Annotated in this window: 23 protein-coding genes and 1 riboswitch; of the genes, 19 read left to right on the forward strand and 4 right to left on the reverse strand. The window is 33.2% G+C overall.

All coding sequences use genetic code 11. The annotated features are described in order from the left end of the window. Positions 1 to 47 precede the first annotated feature (47 nt). The 3 genes from LJC66_RS07850 to LJC66_RS07860 all read left to right on the forward strand — a co-directional run bounded on the left by LJC66_RS07850 (position 48) and on the right by LJC66_RS07860 (position 2,809). The gene (locus tag LJC66_RS07850) at positions 48 to 452 is read left to right on the forward strand and encodes a MerR family transcriptional regulator (RefSeq protein ID WP_372586398.1); all 405 of its coding nucleotides are present in this window, start codon (positions 48 to 50) and stop codon (positions 450 to 452) included. Then, entirely contained in the window at positions 442 to 1,353 is a 912-nt protein-coding gene (locus LJC66_RS07855; protein ID WP_230932227.1) for a DMT family transporter, read from the forward strand. Before LJC66_RS07850 ends, LJC66_RS07855 begins: the two co-directional genes overlap by 11 nt. Before the next feature lie 162 nt (positions 1,354 to 1,515). Beyond that, a riboswitch (ZMP/ZTP riboswitch) is annotated at positions 1,516 to 1,594 on the forward strand. A gap of 48 nt (positions 1,595 to 1,642) precedes the next feature. Beyond that, complete coding sequence (locus tag LJC66_RS07860; RefSeq protein ID WP_230932228.1) at positions 1,643 to 2,809, forward strand: phosphoribosylaminoimidazolecarboxamide formyltransferase; 1,167 nt, start codon at positions 1,643 to 1,645, stop codon at positions 2,807 to 2,809. A 155-nt stretch (positions 2,810 to 2,964) separates the two neighbouring features. On the opposite strand, the gene yeiL is transcribed toward LJC66_RS07860, so the two are convergent. After that, positions 2,965 to 3,627 carry a transcriptional regulator YeiL gene (yeiL, locus tag LJC66_RS07865; RefSeq protein WP_230932229.1) on the reverse strand — a complete coding sequence of 221 codons (663 nt, stop codon included), beginning with the start codon at positions 3,625 to 3,627 and terminating at the stop codon, positions 2,965 to 2,967. Positions 3,628 to 3,735: 108 nt separating this feature from the next. Here yeiL and LJC66_RS07870 point away from each other — a divergent pair, with 108 nt between their 5' ends. From LJC66_RS07870 to LJC66_RS07880, 3 genes are all read left to right on the forward strand, one after another. Further along, positions 3,736 to 4,371: a class I SAM-dependent methyltransferase gene (locus tag LJC66_RS07870; protein WP_230932230.1), complete on the forward strand. Its 636-nt coding sequence runs from the start codon at positions 3,736 to 3,738 to the stop codon at positions 4,369 to 4,371. Between the two features lie 35 nt (positions 4,372 to 4,406). Then, positions 4,407 to 4,754, forward strand: coding sequence for a cupin domain-containing protein (locus LJC66_RS07875; protein ID WP_230932231.1), 348 nt, complete (start codon positions 4,407 to 4,409; stop codon positions 4,752 to 4,754). 229 nt (positions 4,755 to 4,983) lie between these two features. Continuing rightward, complete coding sequence (locus LJC66_RS07880; RefSeq protein WP_230932232.1) at positions 4,984 to 5,520, forward strand: cysteine hydrolase family protein; 537 nt, start codon at positions 4,984 to 4,986, stop codon at positions 5,518 to 5,520. A 46-nt stretch (positions 5,521 to 5,566) separates the two neighbouring features. On the opposite strand, the gene LJC66_RS07885 is transcribed toward LJC66_RS07880, so the two are convergent. Continuing rightward, on the reverse strand, positions 5,567 to 6,148 hold the full coding sequence (locus tag LJC66_RS07885) for an LOG family protein (protein WP_162213444.1): 582 nt from the start codon (positions 6,146 to 6,148) through the stop codon (positions 5,567 to 5,569). Between the two features lie 99 nt (positions 6,149 to 6,247). Between LJC66_RS07885 and LJC66_RS07890 the strand changes: the two genes are divergently transcribed. From LJC66_RS07890 to LJC66_RS07920, 7 genes are all read left to right on the forward strand, one after another. Beyond that, positions 6,248 to 6,568 (forward strand): MazG nucleotide pyrophosphohydrolase domain-containing protein, encoded by a 321-nt coding sequence (locus LJC66_RS07890; protein ID WP_098598822.1) that lies wholly within the window; start codon positions 6,248 to 6,250, stop codon positions 6,566 to 6,568. A 38-nt stretch (positions 6,569 to 6,606) separates the two neighbouring features. Continuing rightward, the gene (locus tag LJC66_RS07895; RefSeq protein WP_230932233.1) at positions 6,607 to 7,578 is read left to right on the forward strand and encodes an HD domain-containing protein; all 972 of its coding nucleotides are present in this window, start codon (positions 6,607 to 6,609) and stop codon (positions 7,576 to 7,578) included. Positions 7,579 to 8,085: 507 nt separating this feature from the next. Then, positions 8,086 to 9,242 (forward strand): IS3 family transposase gene (locus LJC66_RS07900; protein WP_230932234.1). Its coding sequence is split into 2 segments (ribosomal slippage): positions 8,086 to 8,356 and positions 8,356 to 9,242, totalling 1,158 coding nucleotides; the frame shifts between segments, so codons are not numbered across the junction. 91 nt (positions 9,243 to 9,333) lie between these two features. Beyond that, entirely contained in the window at positions 9,334 to 9,687 is a 354-nt protein-coding gene (locus LJC66_RS07905; RefSeq protein ID WP_230932235.1) for a hypothetical protein, read from the forward strand. 172 nt (positions 9,688 to 9,859) lie between these two features. Then, on the forward strand, positions 9,860 to 10,063 hold the full coding sequence (locus LJC66_RS07910) for a helix-turn-helix transcriptional regulator (RefSeq protein ID WP_116372640.1): 204 nt from the start codon (positions 9,860 to 9,862) through the stop codon (positions 10,061 to 10,063). Continuing rightward, positions 10,064 to 10,495, forward strand: a complete 432-nt coding sequence (locus tag LJC66_RS07915; RefSeq protein WP_230932236.1) for a branched-chain amino acid ABC transporter substrate-binding protein — start codon at positions 10,064 to 10,066, stop codon at positions 10,493 to 10,495. A gap of 106 nt (positions 10,496 to 10,601) precedes the next feature. Continuing rightward, positions 10,602 to 10,835 (forward strand): hypothetical protein, encoded by a 234-nt coding sequence (locus LJC66_RS07920; RefSeq protein ID WP_230932237.1) that lies wholly within the window; start codon positions 10,602 to 10,604, stop codon positions 10,833 to 10,835. Between the two features lie 174 nt (positions 10,836 to 11,009). Here LJC66_RS07920 and LJC66_RS07925 read toward each other — a convergent pair whose 3' ends face one another. Further along, entirely contained in the window at positions 11,010 to 11,177 is a 168-nt protein-coding gene (locus tag LJC66_RS07925) for a hypothetical protein (protein ID WP_162871454.1), read from the reverse strand. A 550-nt stretch (positions 11,178 to 11,727) separates the two neighbouring features. On the opposite strand from LJC66_RS07925, the gene LJC66_RS07930 reads away from it, so the two are divergent. Next, positions 11,728 to 12,192 (forward strand): hypothetical protein, encoded by a 465-nt coding sequence (locus LJC66_RS07930; protein WP_098792416.1) that lies wholly within the window; start codon positions 11,728 to 11,730, stop codon positions 12,190 to 12,192. A 309-nt stretch (positions 12,193 to 12,501) separates the two neighbouring features. Here LJC66_RS07930 and LJC66_RS07935 read toward each other — a convergent pair whose 3' ends face one another. Beyond that, the gene (locus LJC66_RS07935; RefSeq protein ID WP_230932238.1) at positions 12,502 to 14,277 is read right to left on the reverse strand and encodes an ABC transporter ATP-binding protein; all 1,776 of its coding nucleotides are present in this window, start codon (positions 14,275 to 14,277) and stop codon (positions 12,502 to 12,504) included. 353 nt (positions 14,278 to 14,630) lie between these two features. Here LJC66_RS07935 and LJC66_RS07940 point away from each other — a divergent pair, with 353 nt between their 5' ends. From LJC66_RS07940 to LJC66_RS07950, 5 genes are all read left to right on the forward strand, one after another. Continuing rightward, a complete protein-coding gene (locus LJC66_RS07940; RefSeq protein WP_098791399.1) occupies positions 14,631 to 15,326 on the forward strand; it encodes a trypsin-like serine peptidase in 696 nt (231 codons plus the stop codon). Positions 15,327 to 15,376: 50 nt separating this feature from the next. After that, entirely contained in the window at positions 15,377 to 15,505 is a 129-nt protein-coding gene (locus tag LJC66_RS28020; RefSeq protein ID WP_369361713.1) for a class III lanthipeptide, read from the forward strand. A gap of 57 nt (positions 15,506 to 15,562) precedes the next feature. Next, positions 15,563 to 15,691, forward strand: coding sequence for a class III lanthipeptide (locus tag LJC66_RS28025; RefSeq protein ID WP_369361714.1), 129 nt, complete (start codon positions 15,563 to 15,565; stop codon positions 15,689 to 15,691). A gap of 234 nt (positions 15,692 to 15,925) precedes the next feature. Beyond that, a complete protein-coding gene (gene lanKC / locus LJC66_RS07945; protein ID WP_230932239.1) occupies positions 15,926 to 18,523 on the forward strand; it encodes a class III lanthionine synthetase LanKC in 2,598 nt (865 codons plus the stop codon). Positions 18,524 to 18,565: 42 nt separating this feature from the next. Beyond that, positions 18,566 to 18,685 (forward strand): class III lanthipeptide, encoded by a 120-nt coding sequence (locus tag LJC66_RS07950; RefSeq protein ID WP_205413786.1) that lies wholly within the window; start codon positions 18,566 to 18,568, stop codon positions 18,683 to 18,685. Positions 18,686 to 18,879: the final 194 nt, after the last annotated feature.

The raw sequence follows: 18,879 nt of genomic DNA on the forward strand, positions 1-18,879 counted from the left end.
TTGACTTAGAGCTAACTCTAAGTTGTAACATCTAAATAAAGGAGGAAATAGAATTGTATAGTATATCTGAAGTTGCTACGAAAACAGGTTTTACAGCTCATACGCTACGTTATTATGAAAAGATTGGGTTATTGTCTTCACCATTAAGAAAAGGTGGAAAAAGAAGATATACGGAAGGTGAAATTCGTCTACTCAAATTTATGAAAATATTAAAACAAACAGGAATGTCTCTAGAGGATATTCAAGAATTTTTAAAGGATGGATGTCTCCTAGAAAATATTGGTTCTTCTGCCATTCAATTAAAAAAAATTCAAACGAGGGCAGATATTTTAAACAAACATTTACTTCTTCTAGAAAAACAAAAACAAGAGATTGAAACAGTTATGAACGTAACAAAAGAGAAATTAGGGACGTATGAAACAATGATTGGAGACTTGAAAAATGAAAAGTAGAATATACCTTATGTTGATAGGTTTCGCTATATTTACAGGTGCTACATTCAACCTGGCTAAGTATGCTGTTCAGTATTTCTCCCCTGCAAGTGCTGCGGCATGGCGATTTGGCATTGCTGCACTCGTTATGGTTCTTATATTAGGATTACAGAAACAAATAAAGTCAAAAACTATTAAGGTTCATTGGAAAATGTATATCTTACTTGGCATCATAGGGATTTTTGGGTTCAATGCTTTTTTCTTTTTAGGAATGCAATATACGTCTCCTTTAAACGGGGCTCTCATCATGGGAACTAACCCTTTGGTAACTGCAATTTTTGCTTATTTTATTTTAAAGAATTCTATTACAAAACAACAGATGGTAGGTATCTCTTTTGCTTTAGTAGGTGTTATTCTTGTCCTTACGCAAGGTTCGTTAGAAATTATTCAAACATTATCCATTTCTAAAGGTGATTTACTTATCTTAGCAGGGAATCTATGTTGGGCTTTATATGGTGTATTAGGAAGAAAATATTTGAATGGTAGTTCTTCGATGGAGACCACTACTTATACAATGATTGTTGGTTCTCTTTGTCTTTTAATCTTAGGAGCTTTTTCACCAAGCCCTCAGCCCTTGTCTCACGTTACGTGGTCAGCTTGGGGAGCTATTCTCTTTATGGCTCTATTTACAAGTGTATTAGGCTATTTGTGGTGGAATAAAGGAATGGCTACGATTGGTGCAAGTAATACGTCTTTATTTTTTAATTTAGTTCCAGTCGTCACCATGATGCTTTCTATTTTAACGGGTGCCCTTATTACATTACCTCAAGTGATAGGTACGTGTTTAGTTATTGTAGGTGTTTTAACAGCTTCTGGCTTTTTACGCTTACGAAAAAAACAAAAGATTTCAGCCTCAGTATAAGAATAAATTGGTAAAGTCTATATAGAAAATATATAGACTTTATTACTACCGGTAATACCTGTTGTGTAAATTAGATTTGTATATGATATATAATTAAAAAAGAAAAATTTGGATAAAGGTATTGTTAAAATTATTTTTATTATGTAAAATTTTCTTATAAAACAGACTATGTGTTACTGGCGTAAACATGGAGGACCATGAGGAAGCACATAGATAACGGCCGTACGCCTGGGCAAAGTATTTGAACATGAGTTCAAATACTTTTTTTATTTAGAAAGGAGATTTTTAAGTGAAAGAAATTTGTTTACGATATGGGATGAATCCAAATCAAAGTAAAGCTAACGTTCAGAATGCTGAGAACACGCCTATTAAAATCTTAAATGGAGAGGCGAGTTATATTAACTTCCTAGATGCATTAAATGCTTTTCAACTGGTCCGAGAGCTTCGACAGGCGACTGGTCAACCTGCAGCTGCATCTTTTAAACACGTAAGTCCAGCAGGTGCAGCTGTGTACTCTCCACTAAATGAGACACTTACTGGATCCTATTTTGTTGAAGGCCTAGGCCTGTCTCCTTTAGCGATTGCTTATGCAAGAGCGCGTGGGACAGATAGGATGTCATCGTTTGGAGATTGTGCTGCTTTTAGTGATGAAGTGGATATAACTGTAGCTACTCTCCTCAAAACAGAGGTTTCTGATATGATTGTTGCACCAAGCTACACTCAAGAAGCATTAGAGGCTTTGAAACAGAAAAAGAAAGGAAAATATCTAATTTTAGAGATTGATTCAAACTATGTGCCTGACCCAATTGAAAAAAGAATGGTATTTGGAATTACTCTAGAACAACAAAGAAATGATGTACAGATTGGGAAAGAAGTTTTTAATCGTATTGTTACTACTCAATGTAATATTCCTAAAAATGCAAAGAGAGATCTTCTTGTTGCTCTTATTACATTAAAATATACACAATCAAACTCCATTTGTTTCGCATTAGATGGCCAAACAATTGGAATTGGTGCTGGACAGCAGTCCCGTATTCATTGTACGAGGTTGGCTGCTGAAAAAGCTGATAAATGGTGGCTAAGACAACATCCAAGGGCCCTTAACATGAAGTTCAGAGAAGGCATTTCTCGTGTAGAAGTGAATAATGCAATTGATGGATGGCTTAATGATGATATTACTGAGGTAGAAAATGAGCACTGGAAACAATGTTTTGAGGAGGTCCCTGCTAGGCTAAGTAAGAGTGAAAAACGAGAATGGCTAAAAAGGTTAAAAGGCGTTTCCTATGCATCCGACGCTTTTTTACCTTTCCGTGATAATATCGATCGTGCGGCTCAAAGTGGCGTTAAATATGTGGTTCAAACAGGTAATTCTTTACGAGATGAACAAGTTACACAGGCAGCAAATGAATACGGGATGATCATGGCACATTCAGGTATACGTGTATTCCATCATTGAGCTATGAATTAAATATAATTAGTCCAAAAGAGCCAAGACTTATAAAGGGACTGGCTCTTTTAAACTGTTTTCGATACATATGATTATGGTAACTACCTTTTATATCATATACATATAATTATCTTTCTTATGAAACGAGGTTATTATGAGTGTCTTTAATTTAATTCAGCTAATTTTTTCAAACGTTCTTTGTCTCTAATAATGTAGCCTCGTGACTGCTTTTCAATAGTATTTGATTTACATAGTTGGGCTAGTACATGGAGTAGATGGCGATATGATACACCCAGGTATTCGCATACTTCAGTATGTTTTTCTTTATAAAAGTTATCATCAGCCGACAACATTATAAAAGCAGCAAGACGGTTCTCAAGTGGATAGGCCTGATTTTGTGTATACTTTGCTGAAATTCTAGTTGCTTTCTCGCTTAAAAAACTGCATAAATATCTGAGAAATATAACATCTGTTAAGAGCTTATTTTTACAGGTATCAATAGGAATAGCCAAACAAATGGTTTTTGTGATAGTTTGTATGGCTTTAGCATATCGTTGTGAATTTAATAGTTCCACTTCCCCCATAAATGTTGGAGCTTGTAAAAAATTAATCAAGGACACTTTCCCATTTTCGTGTGTAACATAGAGTTTTGCCTTACCTTCAACAAGATAATAAATATATTGAGGATAGGATCCTTCCTTATAAATAAATTCACCACGTTCAAATTCGCAGACCTGAATAAATGGAGTAATTGGAAAGGAAAAAAGTGATTGAATAGAGTATTTCTCGACATAGTAACTTTGCATAGGGTCGTTTAAAAATTTCATTTTTTCTCCTACTATTATAAAAATATGAGATATCTCACATTATTTTATGTTTTTACATGCTATGATGCAATCAAAGTTGATAGATCAATAGGGAGATGTTTCATAAAGATGATCAAACAAGATGAATATTGGAATGAAGTAGCTAATAAAAAAGAATTTACTACGCCTTTTCAACCTGAATTATTCCTAACACATGTTAATCACAATGCTGTCATATTAGATTATGGTTGTGGGTATGGACGGACTTTATTGGAATTAAGAAGCTACGATTATAACAATTTACATGGTGTAGACTTTTCAGAAGAAATGATTAAAAGAGCTAAGTTTCATAACTCAGAAATCGATTTTCAAGTTATTCAAAGTGGGAAGCTTCCTTTTCCTAATGATTCTTTGGATGCTGTCTTACTTTTTGCAGTTTTAACATGTGTTCATAAAAATGAGGAACAAAACGCTATTTTAAATGAGATTAAACGGGTACTAAAGCCAGGAGGTATTATTTACATCAACGATTTTCTACTAAATAGCGATGAAAGAAATAAATTACGTTATGAAAAGGGACTCACTAAGTATCATACATATGGGGTTTTTGAGTTACCAGATGGGGCTATTTTACGTCATCATAGCGAAGAACGCGTGAAAGAATGGATAGATCAATTTGAAACCTTAGCATATAAGAAATTAGAATATACAACTATGAATAGAAATCGTTCAAATGGTTTAGTGTATATGGGGAAATTAAATTGAATTTATTACAAAGAAAATATAAAGGGAGAATTGTAATGGTAGAGAAATTAGAGCTAGAAAAGATTAATCTTCAAGAAATTACAAAAGATATTAAAGATCAACACGTGAATTTTCCTGTATCGAATATTAATAATCACTGCCTTCGTATAGCTGTATTTTCAGGCGAATACAAATGGCACTATCATTCTAATTCGGATGAGCTTTTTATGGTTTTAGAGGGAGAACTTTTAATTGATTTTAAAGGTAAGGATACTGCTGTTTTAAAACCTAATGATACGTTACTTATACCAGCTGGAACCGTACATAGAACCAGAGCGAAGCAAAGAACAGTAAACCTTTGTTTTGAAGATATAAATGCTGATACGATAATTATTGATGAGTAAATAAAATAACATAACCACTGTAAAAGCCATTTAAGATAGGTCTTAAATGGCTTTTACGTATATACAGATAAATCCCGATAAAAACATTATGGTAACTACATTTATATACTATGTACATTTCAAAGAAAGCTAGATTTTGCAGGATCAAGCTATATAATATGAGATTTTAATTTGATATAATATTATTTTGAATTTTTTACCACAAAACTCAATAGGGGGATACAATTAAATGAGTGAAAAAACAGCTTTGTTGCTTATCGATGTTCAAAACATCATGTTTTCTTATGAAGGTGGATCTTTATGTAATGAACAACAAGTACTTAAAAATATTACTTCTCTAAGGGAAAAAGCACACAAATCTAATGTGCCAATTATCTATATACAGCATACAGACCCCAGTTCGGATAGTATGCTTAGTGAAGGAAAAGTCACATGGGAAATCCATCAGGATGTCGGCCCCATACCAACGGATATAGTTATTCAAAAATCTTCTTGGGACGCATTTTATCAAACAACTTTATACAAAAAACTTCAGGAACTTGAAATCGGAAAATTAGTCATTGCAGGTATGCAAACTGAATTTTGTTTGGATACTACTTGTAGGAGAGCATATAGCTTAGGGTATAAAGAGAATATCTTAGTAAAAGATGCCCATAGCACATTTGATACGGCTGTGCTTTCAGCTTCTAAAATAGTAGAACATCATAATAATATGCTAGGTGGCAGATTCGTTACATTAAAAGAAGTAAACGAAATTATATTTTAAGCTAACAAAAAAACAGGATTAGATAGTGTCTAATCCTGTTTTTTTGTTAGCTTTGTGCTTTTGTGATATATGTTTTAACTGAAGGAGGTTGATATGTATTGAATTGATCTAATAAACCTTGTGGTTCTGTATCTACAAGAGCCATAGAACGATATTTTTCCTGTAGAAATTGTTCTTCTGTCATGTGATTAAATAAAGAAATAAGTGGTGTGTAATAATCATTAATATTTAATAATCCGCAAGGCTTCTGATGTAACCCTAACTGAGCCCATGTGAAAATCTCAAAGAATTCCTCTAGTGTACCTGGACCACCTGGTAATGTAATGAATCCATCTACAAGTTCAGCCATCTTGGCTTTTCTCTCGTGCATAGATTTAACAACGATAAGCTCTGACAGGTTTTTATGAGAAATTTCTCTTTCTTCAAGGAAAGTAGGCATGACGCCAATGACATGTCCGCCAGCTTCCAACACGGCATCAGCCACAGCACCCATTACTCCAACACTTGCTCCACCATATACGAGCGAAATATTACGTTTAGCAAGTTCTTTTCCCAGGTCCTTTGCACCTTGAATATAAAGGTCAGATGCTCCATTACTTGATCCACAAAATACAGCTATTCTTTTCATAAAGATCCCCTCCTATGTAATCACCGTTATTGATTATACATAATAATGGATGATTTGGTAAACTTAGTTGAAGTTAAAAAAGGAAGGTGGAACCATTTAATGAACGTAACAGAATTTCAACAATGGGTAAAGGACTACTACAAAATGAGAGGTTGGTCAGATTTAGATATCTTTATTCGAATTGGTTTTCTTGCCGAGGAAACAGGTGAAGTAGCACGAGCTATTAGGGCTTTAGAAATCGGAAGGGATCGACCAGATGAAGTAACTGGAACTTTGGAAGAAAATAAGAAAGAATTAACGGAAGAACTAGGAGATGTGTTAGGTAACTTGATTGTTATTGCTAACAAATATGATATTTCTTTAGAAGAAATATTCAGTTCGCATAAAGAGAAGCTTGCAGAGCGTTATTCTACTAAATGATATAGATGTGACAAAAGAAGGGAAAGTGAAGTCGTTTTATGAAAATTCATGATTTCATTTATGGATCTTTTCACTTAGAACCAGTCCTAGCAGAATTAATACATACTGAGCCCCTTCAGAGGCTGAAAAAGATTCACCAAGGTGGCGCAAGTTATTTAGTGAATCCAAAGTGGAATGTAACACGATTTGAACACTCTGTAGGTGTCATGCTATTGATTAGAAGGTTAGGTGGATCTATAGAAGAACAAATAGCTGGCTTATTACATGACGTTTCTCATACAGCTTTTTCTCATGTCATAGATTTTGTTTTAAATAATCCAGAACAGGATTTTCACGATCAAATATTTGACAAAATAATTCAATCATCAGAAATCCCTTCTGTTTTACAAAAGCATGGATTTAATATTTTGTCTATATTGCCTATTGAGAAATGGTCCTTATTAGAACAACCTCTTCCTTTGCTGTGTGCAGACCGCATCGATTATACGCTTCGTGATTTATCTACCTATAATATGATTTCTTCAGACAATGCTTGTAAATTTGTAGATGAATTAAGAGTGGTTGACGGCAAAATTTTTTTAAAAACAATTGAGGCTGCAGAATGGTTTGTTAAAGCTTATTATACGGAGGTCATTGACTTCTTTCTTCATCCATCAAATGTATATGGGTATGCTATACTAACGGATATATTAAAGATCGCAATGGCCAAGGAGATTATTCATTTTGATGACTTATTATCGGATGATGAAACAGTTTGGAGAAAGTTAATTGACAGCAAAGACCATGAAGTGCTACAAAAAATGAAAGATATGAGCAAAAAAGTAATAAATGATGAGGTAGATTATGACATACACCAAAAGAAAAAGGTACGGATTATTGATCCCTTTGTGTTAGTAGGGAACGTCCGAATGAAGAAAGCAACAGAGCTCTCCACCAAAGTAAGAGAATTAAATCAGTATGCTCTAGAAAAGTCTTTAAAAGGAACATTCATAAGAGTTCTTAATACTTAGTAAAGAGAAAAGCACCTTATTTAGTTAAATAAGGTGCTTTTCTTACATGTGTGGTTGATCATAGCTGCTTTTAATAGTTGATAAAAGTGAAATATACATGTACATATTTAAAATATAGGATTAGGTTATAATTTGTCCAGTCAAAAGGTAAGCAAAATAAAAAGCAACCTCATATCCCATGGCATTGGAAGGAGGTTGCTTTTTGTCATTCATACTCGTTGAAGAATGCATAGCACCGCAAGTAAATAATATCATATATTTACCATAATTACTATATTTTTCTTATTTTTCATATTATAAAGCGTGCACTTTTTATACATCTTATCTCCAATCACCTGAGGAGAAAAACCTGTTAGATCAAGGATGTATAAAAAGCTGCATAAAGCAGAAACAAGGCCTCATCAAGAACCATTGGGACTGACCCCTAATAGTGAGACAAATAAAAAACACCTTTAAGTTAAAAAACGGGTATATACTACCTAACAATCACTTGGAGGTGTTTTTTCTATGGGGACAAGAGTTAGTTATCCAGCAGAGATAAAAATAAAAGCTATTGAGATGAGATTAGCTGGTCTACCTGTCAAAGAAGTGCTTTCCCAATTAAATATTCGCAGTTACACCCAATTAAAAAGGTGGATGAAATGGTATAAAAATGGAGAAATGCATCGATTTGAACAGCCTGTAGGCAAGCAGTATTCATACGGAAAGGGACCTGGCTTTAAAGACGAAATGTCCAAATTGAAAGCAGAAAACCGGTATTTAACACAACAGATTGAGGTCTTAAAAAAGTACAAGGAATTGGAGAGGAAGTGGTCCCAGAAATCGTAGTGAACGTAGTAGAAGAGTTAAAAGATAAGATGCCAGTCTATCAAATCTGTCAGCACCTTGATATCCCTCGATCGACTTATTATCGCCGGAGGAAACAGGAACAATCAGAACGGACAAAGAAAAAGAAATGGATGGAACAACAGATCGGTGATCAATGTCAAAAACATAAGTTTCGATATGGCTATCGAAAAATTACAGCATTACTCAATCGAACGATGAAAATTAACCATAAATTTGTACAACGTGTCATGCAGAAATACGGTTGGCAATGTCGCGTAAAACGAAAAAAACGAAAGCAAACAGGGCAACCTTATCAGGTTGCAGAGAATGTATTAAATCGTGAGTTTCAAGCTGATCGCCCTCTTCAGAAATTAGTAACGGATATTACCTACTTGCCTTTTGGACCTAAGCAGTTGTATCTTTCAAGTATTCAAGATTTATTTAATGGGGAAATCATTGCATATTCGATTGGTGATCACCAAAATGTAGAATTTGTCTTAGATACGTTAAGCCAACTTCCTTTTTTACCTAAAGGATGTACGTTGCATAGTGACCAAGGATCTGTGTACACCTCGCATCTCTATCAACAAAAAATTAAAGAAAGAGGCATTACTATGAGTATGTCCCGTAAAGGGACACCCGCAGATAATGCCTCCATTGAATCGTTTCATTCCTCGCTAAAGTCTGAAACGTTCTACCTCGACGAGTTAACATATACGACGACCACCATCGTCGAACAAATCGTCGAAAACTATATTACTTATTACAACAATGCCCGTATTCAAACGAAACTAAACAACCAGTCACCAGTACAATACCGGCAGCTGGCTGTTTAAAAGGTGCTTTGAGTCCTGTCTCACAAACAGGGTGCAGTCCCCGTCCTGCATCAAGGGTTCTTTTTTATGCTATTTTCCGGAAAGAGACATTATGTTGACTAAAGATATATATGATATACACCGTTTCTTTGATCCATTTTCTGATAAAATAGTAATTAATAGTAACCAAATTAGAAAGAGGCTGATTAATGTGACGGTGAATGTTATTTTTAATCCATTCTTTGCTTTAATAATTCTTGTTATAGGGGTATGGATGGGAAGTACAGTTAACCAATTGTTTGGATTAGTAGCAATTTTGGGAGGCTTGTTATTAGGGTTCTCTAACTTATTCAAAAATGGTATAACAATTAATAAAAAGTCAAAGGTTTTACTTTTTGCCTCTTTTGTTTTTCTATTAAGTTTATTCTCATTAACTTATTTAGTTGTATCAACACTTTATCTTTAATTTCTAAAAAACACTTAAAGTAAATAAGCAGTTATAAGGATCTTCTAACGAAAGATCCTTTTTTAGTGGCAATAAGCCGTATTAAGTAAATTAAATTCAAGGATAATGTAATATATATATTGAATAATGTAATGTATATGTTACACTGGGACCAGGAAGGAATTGGTTTATATTGAAAAACAATGTAAAAATATTTCGTGTACAGGCTGATTTAACTCAGCATCAATTGGCTGAAAAAGTTGGTGTTACTCGTCAAACCATTAGTTTAATTGAAAAAGGAAAATATAATCCTACATTAAAACTTTGCTTAGAAATATGTTATGCAGTCAATAAAACCTTAGATGAGATTTTTTGGGTTGGTCAGGAGGAGATTTAAATGAAAGTAATAACAGACGAAAGACTTGTTATAAAAAATTTAAAAAATATTCGTTTTGCGTTTGCTTTTCAAACTTTAGCACTTGTGGGGATTGTAATATATGACGGTATTACGAAAGGATTCAATAATATTACCAATAATCCTATATGGCTAGTTTTGATACTTACCAGTGTTATATTAGGGTATTTGAACTTAAGTATTTCTGTTGACTCCTATGAAAATGAGAAACGAATTAGAAAAATGCCCTATTACTTATTAGTATTATGTTGTTTAGCTGCCGGAGTTTTCTTTGGTCTACTAACAAAGATAACATCTAATAGTAGCTTGGCTGATAGTATAATAATTGGTTCAGTTATATTTTTATGTTTTTTAGGAACTTTTTCATTTGGTTATTTTTTAATAAAAAAACGTTCTAAAGACGAGGAAGAATAAATTATAAATACTTCCCATAAGGAACATTGTGGTAACTAAAATTAATAAGTAAGCCTATTTATGTTACAGTGTACATAGAAACATGTATGAGTCTGGAGGCAAGGTTATGAAACGTGCAATAGGGATATTTCTTATTGCTCAAGCTGTATTAACGTACTTAACTATTAAGATGATTTATACTCCTTTTATCGTTAGAGTATTGGATAGAAATACTAGAGTTATGACAGTTTCATATAGTTTCCCTTTAACGTACTGGTTAATTTGCATAGCTTTGGGCATTATGCTTATAGTGAGAACTTACTTAGTTTTTGCTAAAGAAAAAAAGCAGATCTTTAATTAAAGGTCTGTTTTTTATTTCTACCGATAATTCGTTATATGTTAACTAAACAAGCATAAAAAATATAGCTATAAGACAGAACAACCTACTGCTCCTGTACAGTAGGTTGTTCTGTTGGGAATACGAATATGGTTTTAGTAGTAAATACCTCACGGCGTCTTGGGTAGTTTGCTCAATTTAATACACTTTATTCCTAGACAACATATCCATTTCTTTTTCTAAAAGTAAAATGTCTTCTTTCATCATTACTTTCATCTCGCCGAGCTCAAGTTGAATATATTCTTCTTTTAAACGTTCTAATTCCCTCACGAACAGGGATCCAGTAGAGTACCCGTAATTTATCACCAATGCATATCTCCTTTGTGTGCTATTAATATACCTAATTCCCGTTTATCTATATCAACAACCAATAACAGGAAAATCACCCCAAAAAAAGTAATCCTTTGCCCATATCAGCAAAGGATTTTCAAATTTATTGGAATAGGGGGGGAATACGTTAATAGTCTGGCCAGATTTATAGATTTATATACATATAAGTTTAAAAATAAATATTGTAATTGATTCTACTTAGAAAAGAGTAACCTTTCTCTTTCACCTATGTTTCACCATTCGTTAAGTAAATACTAAAGTGCTTTATGTATCATTAATGTTTTACTATTTAAACCAAGTGACGACAACTATAATGTTTTTCTAATTTCTTATAATGTTTATTATTTTTCATTGTTTTTATTTTTTGCTTTTCATTTCTTTAATAAAAGATGATTTACCTGTATACAGTATTAATAATATATAGAATAAAATGTTTTAATATAAGACTCTAGACGTATAGAAATTCACAGAATTAGATGTTAAAATTTTCTATGTAAATTAATGGTTTTAAATAGGAGGAATATTCATGAAAAGGTTTTACTTTGTACTTATAGTAATCTTAAGTATGTCTACATTTCTGTTTGGATGCAGTCAAAAGGAAAAAGACATGAAGAATAATCTGGATATAGGAATTGATCAAGCTCAGAGAATTGAAGTTACATCAGTAAAAGATCCAAATTCAGTTTTAGCCGTTATTGATAAAAAAGAAGATGTAAATACGTTTATAAAAAAGTTGAGAGTGAACAAATGGAATACTGCTGAAATCCCTTCAAATGCTAATAAAAAAGATATTTACAAGTTATATCAAAAAGAAACAATAAAATTAGGGGATAAATCAAATAAAGGTGAACAGAAACTCCAAAAAGTAGGTACAATTACAACTTATAAAAATAGTTCATATGTTAGTTTTCAAACGAAAGGTTTAAACTTTAATCTTAAAGTTCCACAAGATGTAGCTGAATATCTTTCTAATCAAAGTCATTTGAAATGATTAACCATACATAAGTGGTGAAGTTATAGCTAATTATTGTATTCATTCGTTTGTTTTTTAAAAATTGAATTTAGGATTTTCTAATAGAGGTTTTATGTCTATCAAATAATTTTGATATATAGAATTAAAGTAGTTCAGATTTATGAAGCCATGAAGAGTAAATATTTTTACACCATCTTCTTTACACTAATTTCATCCTAATAAGCTCCTTCTTAAACTGTTTGGAGCTTGGCTAATTATTACTTTAATAATTAATACATTCCTTACAAAAATAAAAAGAATGGTTGGCTATTATGCCAACCATTCTTTTTATTTGCTAGCTAATTGGAGCTCATTAGTTTGCCATTCCAGAGAGAGTTGTTGTTTAACAAGATCATTGTAAAGATTATGAGACTCTAACAGCTCTCGATGCGTACCCATTCCTGTTACTTTACCATCTTCCAAGATTATTAGTTTATCTGCATTTTTAATAGTTGCTAAACGGTGGGCAATTACTAATGTTGTTCTTCCTGTCATTAGAGATTCTAATGCTTCTTGGACAAGTTTCTCTGAATTACTATCTAAATGTGCAGTAGCCTCATCCAATAATAAAATTTCTGGATCACGAATCATAGCCCTCGCAATAGCCAACCTCTGACGTTGCCCGCCTGATAATCTAACTCCTCTTTCTCCTACCTCTGTTTCATATTGGTTCGGTAACGATTCTATAAAGCTTTCTAAATTTGCGTCAGCTACGGCTTGCTTCACTTTTTCTTGCGAAAATTCATCCAAACCATAAGTTAGATTTGAAATAATAGTACCTGACATGATTGGGGAATCTTGTGATACATACGCTATCTTTTTTCTCCACTCAGCTAATTTTATATTTTCAATCGATTGCCCTTTGTATACAATCGATCCTTCAGTAGGTTCATAAAATCGTTCGAGAAGAGAAAAAAGTGTTGTTTTTCCAGCACCACTTGGACCTACAAAAGCAGTGGTTTGACCTATAGGTGCATTGAAATTAATTACTTTCAAAGTTTCCTTTTCTTCAGAGTAGGAGAAAGATACATTTTGAAACGATAATAAATAATCTTGCTCATCAATACTAACTGAGTTAAAAATATCTGGTTCTAAGTCTGCTAATAGAATTTCATTTAAACGTTCACTTGCTCCCAAAGCTTTTTGAAAGTGAGTAAAGAAATTAGCCAATTGTGAACAAGGAACAGAAATTTGGAACAAATAAAAAATAATAGCTACTAAGGCACCTGCAGATATTTCTCCTGAAGCAACTCGACTACTTCCGTAACCGAATATTGCTACCAATAACAATAGCATTATGGTCATTGTTAAGGGCTGAATAACAGCGAGAATTTTCCCCTCTTTTAGCCCATATTGAAAAAGTAAAGTCATTCTATGTAAGCCTGTCTTCTTTTCATGTTCTTCTGCTAAAGATGACTTTACAAGACGAATATCTGATAGTACCCTACCTAAATCTCCTTGAAATAGTGCTGTTTCATCTTGAAGAGATCTTGATACTTTATACATGTTTCTGCCTAAAGGTGCCATTAAAAGAATTGCAATTGGCACGGCTGAAACCATTAATATTGTCATTTTCCAATCAATAATTACTAGTAAAACCACAGACCCAACAATAGAAATGATGCCAGTGACAAAGGGAATTAAATGTGACGTAATGAAGTCTTTAATGACCAATGTGTCATTAGTCATTCGACTCATCGTTTCTCCAGAGGAATTCTGATCAAAAAATGATATTGGTAAATGTAAAATTTGTTTCCACATAATTTTACGTAAAGTAAGTACCACACGTTGACCTATGTATGTCATTGTATAAACAGCCAACCCCGACATAACTAATTGTCCTAAGAAAACAATCGATAGAAGTATTATGGTCTTTGTACTGAGACCATGAAAGTTCATCTTATCTACAAAATCTTTAGTAAGAAGAGGAACTATTAAAGAGAAGGCTGTTTCTATCAGAATGAGTATAACAGCTAATATTAGAATCGACTTTTCTGGCAAGAAGGTATGAATAAATTTTAAAAAGCTTTTAATTCCTATTTTCTTTTTATTGTTGTTACTCAACTTCTTTCTCCTTTCTAAAAAACTACGAATTATAGGTAAGAAAAACAATAATGGATAATTAAATAGTTTGAATTTCATAGTTGTTTTGACTATATCTTTAGTCTAAAAAAGTTACTTAATTTTCCAATTATAATTCCTAATATTGTATTATAAGGTTAATCGAACCAAAAATCTACAAAATAATACAATTTTATATATTTTATAATATTTTCCGAAAAATCTGTTGACTTATTTTTTAGGTATATTATACTTTATTTGTAAAATAATAACTTGTTTAATTTTGCCATATTAGTTCTAAATATCTTTTTTATCCTTATTTAGGTAATTTAGAGAGTGAATGGCGGTGTCTTTTGTTGGGTAAATTAGACAAATATGATAATAATTTACTAAGTAAATTAGGTAAGGTAGAGTTTTGGGTTAATGGAAAGCGATCTTTAGGAAGTGCAAGTATTTTAAAATCTGTAAATGCTCCAATTATCGCAACTGCAGCTCATTGTGTATATGATTGGGAATCTAAACAGTTTTATGAACACATAAGATTCCTGCCATATTCGGAAGGTTTCAAGGTTGCATTTAAGCCAGTGTTAGCGTCCATTCCTAAGGAATGGGCTAAAAATGGAGTAGTAGATTACGATACTGGATTTTTGGTACTTGAGCCAGAAGCTTCAAATGTAATTAATTTTGAGGAAAAAGGAATTCCAGTCGCTTTTAATATGTCTCGCAACTTGGAATACGTCATATCAGGTTTCCAGAATGTATTACTACCATCTAAAAAACCACTTTTTAGTAGAGGGGTAGCTTGTGCAGATTCCTTCAAGCATTCTTCCCTACAAGGAGTACCAAGCAAAGGGAAGAGTGGTATGTCTGGGGGGCCCTGGTTTACAGAAATCGAGGGGAGATATGTACAAAACTCTAATTCTAGCCTTAGCATGAAATCCGTAAAAAATACGCTTTGGGGCCCTTACTGGGGGGAAACTATTGAGGCTGCTTATCAAGTGGCTTCTGGAGAGTTAAGTGGGGATTCTACGGTACTAGTGCACAAGTATTAATTAATTCTATGGGATAAAAGGGAGAGAAAAAAATGTCATATCACAAACAAATGTCTAATATTCTTCAATTGCAAAAAATGAAGAACTCATCCTCATTAGACCTTACTTCAAACTTGAGTGTAGTATGCAAAGAAAAAAGCACCATTAGTTTTTTTCTGTGTTTACCTAATGAGCAATAATTTTGATTGAAAACTTTCAACTACAAAGGAGGGAAGGAAATGTCTTATAACAAGCAAATGTCTAATGTTCTTCAATTGCAAAAAATGAAGAATTCATCTTCATTAGATCTTACTTCAAATTTAAGTGTAGTATGCAAAGAAAAGAGTACTATTAGTTTTTTCCTGTGCTTACCTAATGGACAATAATTTTGATTGAAAACTTTCAACTACAAAGGAGAAGAGAAAATGTCTTATAACAAACAAATGTCTAACGTTCTTCAATTACAAAGTATGGATATTACAAGAAATTCACTAACTAACCCTGCTATGTCAACTTCAAGTGCATTTGCATGTTGGCCAAATACAATAGCAAGCACACTGAGTATTGCAGTTTGTTAATTTAAATTAATATTTTTTGGTTAATCATTGGAGGTAGAAAAAATGGACATGAGATATCTAAGGTATGTTACACCTGGAGAAAAATATTATCAACCTCCTGAAAAAAAAGCAAATGAATCAGTTTTAAAGGTTTCTAATATACCGACATCTTGGAAAGAAAAGAAAGATGATCATTGGACTTATTATTTTCCTAGTAATACTATACTTCCTATTCAAGGTTGGAAAATTCATATTACTACAGTCTCTAATGAAGCCCAGAATACATTAGATTTAACTTCTAATTTTCTTTTTAGTGAGTGTATACCTTTTAAACACGTATCTAACATTTGGGAATTAGTCCTTAAAAATTCGAAATATGGTGATAGAGGAAGTTCAGGTAAATTTATTACAGTTTATCCTAAAGATGAAGAGCAATTTATCTTCCTATTAAACCAATTACATAGAATTTTAAAAGATACACCTCAAGGACCTTATATTCTAAGTGATAAGCGATGGCTTGATGGGAATGTTTATTTTAGATATGGAGCATTTGGAGAAATGTATATTCAGGAAGGTGCAGCCAAGATTCCGGCTATTAGGACGCCAGATGGAGGATATATTCCAGATTCTCGAGGTGCTTACTATGTCGTACCTGATTTTGTGCAAGAGCCAAAAGTAATTCGTGAGATGACAGAAGCGCAAGAAAAGGTTCTAGCAGAACATTCTCAACTAGATAACTATGATATTGAATCAGCTCTTCACTTTAGTAATGGTGGTGGAGTATACCTGGCTAACCATAGAGAAAACAATGAGAAGTTTGTGCTTAAAGAAGGTCGCCCCGGGTCTGGTCTTGATGGACAGAATAGAGATGCCGTCGCAAGATTGCAACAAGAAGCAATCGTATTAGAACGTTTAAAAGGATTGAATTGTGTTGCAAAATACGAGGGAATATTCCAAGCTTGGGAACACACTTTTCTAGTAGAAGAATATTTACCAGGAACAACTTTAAACACATGGTTAGCTGCGTATTATCCTTTTTCTGATGAACAGGATTCAGAATCATATTGTAAAACGGTCATTAACATTCTAAACCAGCTGAAACAGGCAGTTAAAGATATTCATTCACGTGGAATTGGAATGGGAGATTTACAGCCATCTAATATCATTATATCAGAATCTGAAGATGTGAAGATTATTGACTTTGAATCGGCAAGTGATTTAACAGATGCTAAGCATTCAGGACTTATGACACCAGGGTTTACGGGATCAACAAAATCAACTAGGGAACAAGCCGATTGGTTTGCGCTTCTACGTATAGCTAGACATGCTTTTCTTCCTATTGGACCTGTGCAAGATTTAGCTGAGAATATACTTATTCAACATGATAAATGGATCATTAAGAAATTCGGACAAGAGGCTATCAATTTGATTACCGAAATTCAGTATGAGTGTAACAAAAGGGACGCGAGACCAATGGATAGTGTTCTTAGCTCCCCTAATAACTATCTTGAAAAAAGCGATCTTCCAAAGATAATCTCAAAGATTAGAGATGCTATTGTTCATGATCTAAGTAAGGAAAAGCGACTTTTACCAGGAGATATTCGCCAGTTTGAGACATCTAGTGGGTTACTTAACGTCTTAACAGGTGGATTTGGGGTAATAATGGCTCTAGCACGTACAGGTAATTTACCTGATAAAGCTAGAGAGTGGGCTAGAAAGTTCGGGCAAAATGAATATATAGAACAATTGGATGATGGACTTTTCTCTGGAAAAGCTGGTATTGCTGGCATCCTTTATGAAATAGGAATGAAAGCTGAAGCTAAAGAAATATACGACTCCATTGAAAATCATTTAGATTTAGAAGACATCTCGCTTTCAACTGGATTAGCAGGTATAGGCTTAGCATTCTTATCAGCATCGACCTTAACGGATTTGGAGTACCTATTTGATAAAGCATTAGCTATTGCTTATCGAATAGAAAATCTTCTTGCACAGGATATTAAAATAAGACCAAGTGATTTTGATGCAGTACCAATTGGATTGATCGATGGATGGTCTGGAGTTTCATTGTTCTTTAGCTCTTTATATAATGTTACAAATGATAAACAATGGTTAAATCTGTCTATTTTAGCTATCGATAAAGATATGGAACAGTGTGTTCTTGAGGAATCGGGATTATATCAAGTGAAAGATGCCTCAAGATTTGTACCTTATCTTGCAGGAGGAAGCGCTGGAATTGGCTTAGCAATGATTGAATTAAGAAATTTACTTCATGAGAAAAAATGGGAAAGAGAACTTAGTGGTATTGGTCTTCTAACTCAATCAAAATGTTTCTATAGTTCAGGTCTATTTAGAGGATTGACAGGGCTTATAGTTACCGCAAATGCTATTGATATCGAATTTAATCTTCAGGGAAAAGAGAATCGTATAGACAAGGCATTAGAAACGTTAAACCTTTACCTTCTTGAAAATGAAGGAAGGTATTATGTGCCAGGAGATTACAGCTATAGAATTTCTGGAGATATTTTCTCTGGTTCTGCTGGTATGTTACTCGCCTTACATGATACCAAATCAAAAGGAATGTACTCTTGGTTACCTATACCAGAAATTACAAAAATCATTTCTTCATTGAGTAGCCAAAAGTTAAATGTATTGGCGTAATAGCTTTAATGGAAAGTTATTAACTAAAAGGAGGTGATTTTTGTGAAAAAGGTATTATCTCTTCAAGTTTTAGATTCAAAGAAGGATGTAGAGCTACGTGCAGGTTCATCTTTAAGTGTTAACTGCAAAGTAGTAAGCACAATTAGTTTTGCGGTTTGCTAATTTTATATTTTCTATTAAAGATTACTGAATAATATTATTCGGTATCCTACCATAGATTATAGAAATTATTTTTTCATTGAGCAGCCAAAAGTTAAATGTATTGGCGTAATAGCTTTAATGGAAGGTCACTAACTAAAAGGAGGTGATTTTTGTGAAAAAAGTATTATCTCTTCAAGTTTTAGATTCAAAGAAGG

Source organism: Priestia sp. TSO9, from assembly GCF_021029645.1.
Lineage (GTDB): Bacteria > Bacillota > Bacilli > Bacillales > Bacillaceae_H > Priestia > Priestia megaterium_E.

Bases quoted from the DNA above. Each gene is read 5' to 3' on its own strand.
- LJC66_RS07920 (WP_230932237.1), top strand. From the start codon at position 10,602: ATGAAACGTGCAATAGGGATATTTCTTATTGCTCAAGCTGTATTAACG.
- LJC66_RS07905 (WP_230932235.1), top strand. From the start codon at position 9,334: ATGTTGACTAAAGATATATATGATATACACCGTTTCTTTGATCCATTT.
- LJC66_RS28020 (WP_369361713.1), top strand. From the start codon at position 15,377: ATGTCTAATATTCTTCAATTGCAAAAAATGAAGAACTCATCCTCATTA.
- LJC66_RS07890 (WP_098598822.1), top strand. From the start codon at position 6,248: ATGAACGTAACAGAATTTCAACAATGGGTAAAGGACTACTACAAAATG.
- LJC66_RS07880 (WP_230932232.1), top strand. From the start codon at position 4,984: ATGAGTGAAAAAACAGCTTTGTTGCTTATCGATGTTCAAAACATCATG.
- LJC66_RS07855 (WP_230932227.1), top strand. From the start codon at position 442: ATGAAAAGTAGAATATACCTTATGTTGATAGGTTTCGCTATATTTACA.
- LJC66_RS07930 (WP_098792416.1), top strand. From the start codon at position 11,728: ATGAAAAGGTTTTACTTTGTACTTATAGTAATCTTAAGTATGTCTACA.
- LJC66_RS07895 (WP_230932233.1), top strand. From the start codon at position 6,607: ATGAAAATTCATGATTTCATTTATGGATCTTTTCACTTAGAACCAGTC.
- lanKC (WP_230932239.1), top strand. From the start codon at position 15,926: ATGGACATGAGATATCTAAGGTATGTTACACCTGGAGAAAAATATTAT.
- LJC66_RS07915 (WP_230932236.1), top strand. From the start codon at position 10,064: ATGAAAGTAATAACAGACGAAAGACTTGTTATAAAAAATTTAAAAAAT.
- LJC66_RS07885 (WP_162213444.1), bottom strand. From the start codon at position 6,148: ATGAAAAGAATAGCTGTATTTTGTGGATCAAGTAATGGAGCATCTGAC.
- LJC66_RS07875 (WP_230932231.1), top strand. From the start codon at position 4,407: ATGGTAGAGAAATTAGAGCTAGAAAAGATTAATCTTCAAGAAATTACA.
- LJC66_RS28025 (WP_369361714.1), top strand. From the start codon at position 15,563: ATGTCTAATGTTCTTCAATTGCAAAAAATGAAGAATTCATCTTCATTA.
- LJC66_RS07870 (WP_230932230.1), top strand. From the start codon at position 3,736: ATGATCAAACAAGATGAATATTGGAATGAAGTAGCTAATAAAAAAGAA.
- yeiL (WP_230932229.1), bottom strand. From the start codon at position 3,627: ATGAAATTTTTAAACGACCCTATGCAAAGTTACTATGTCGAGAAATAC.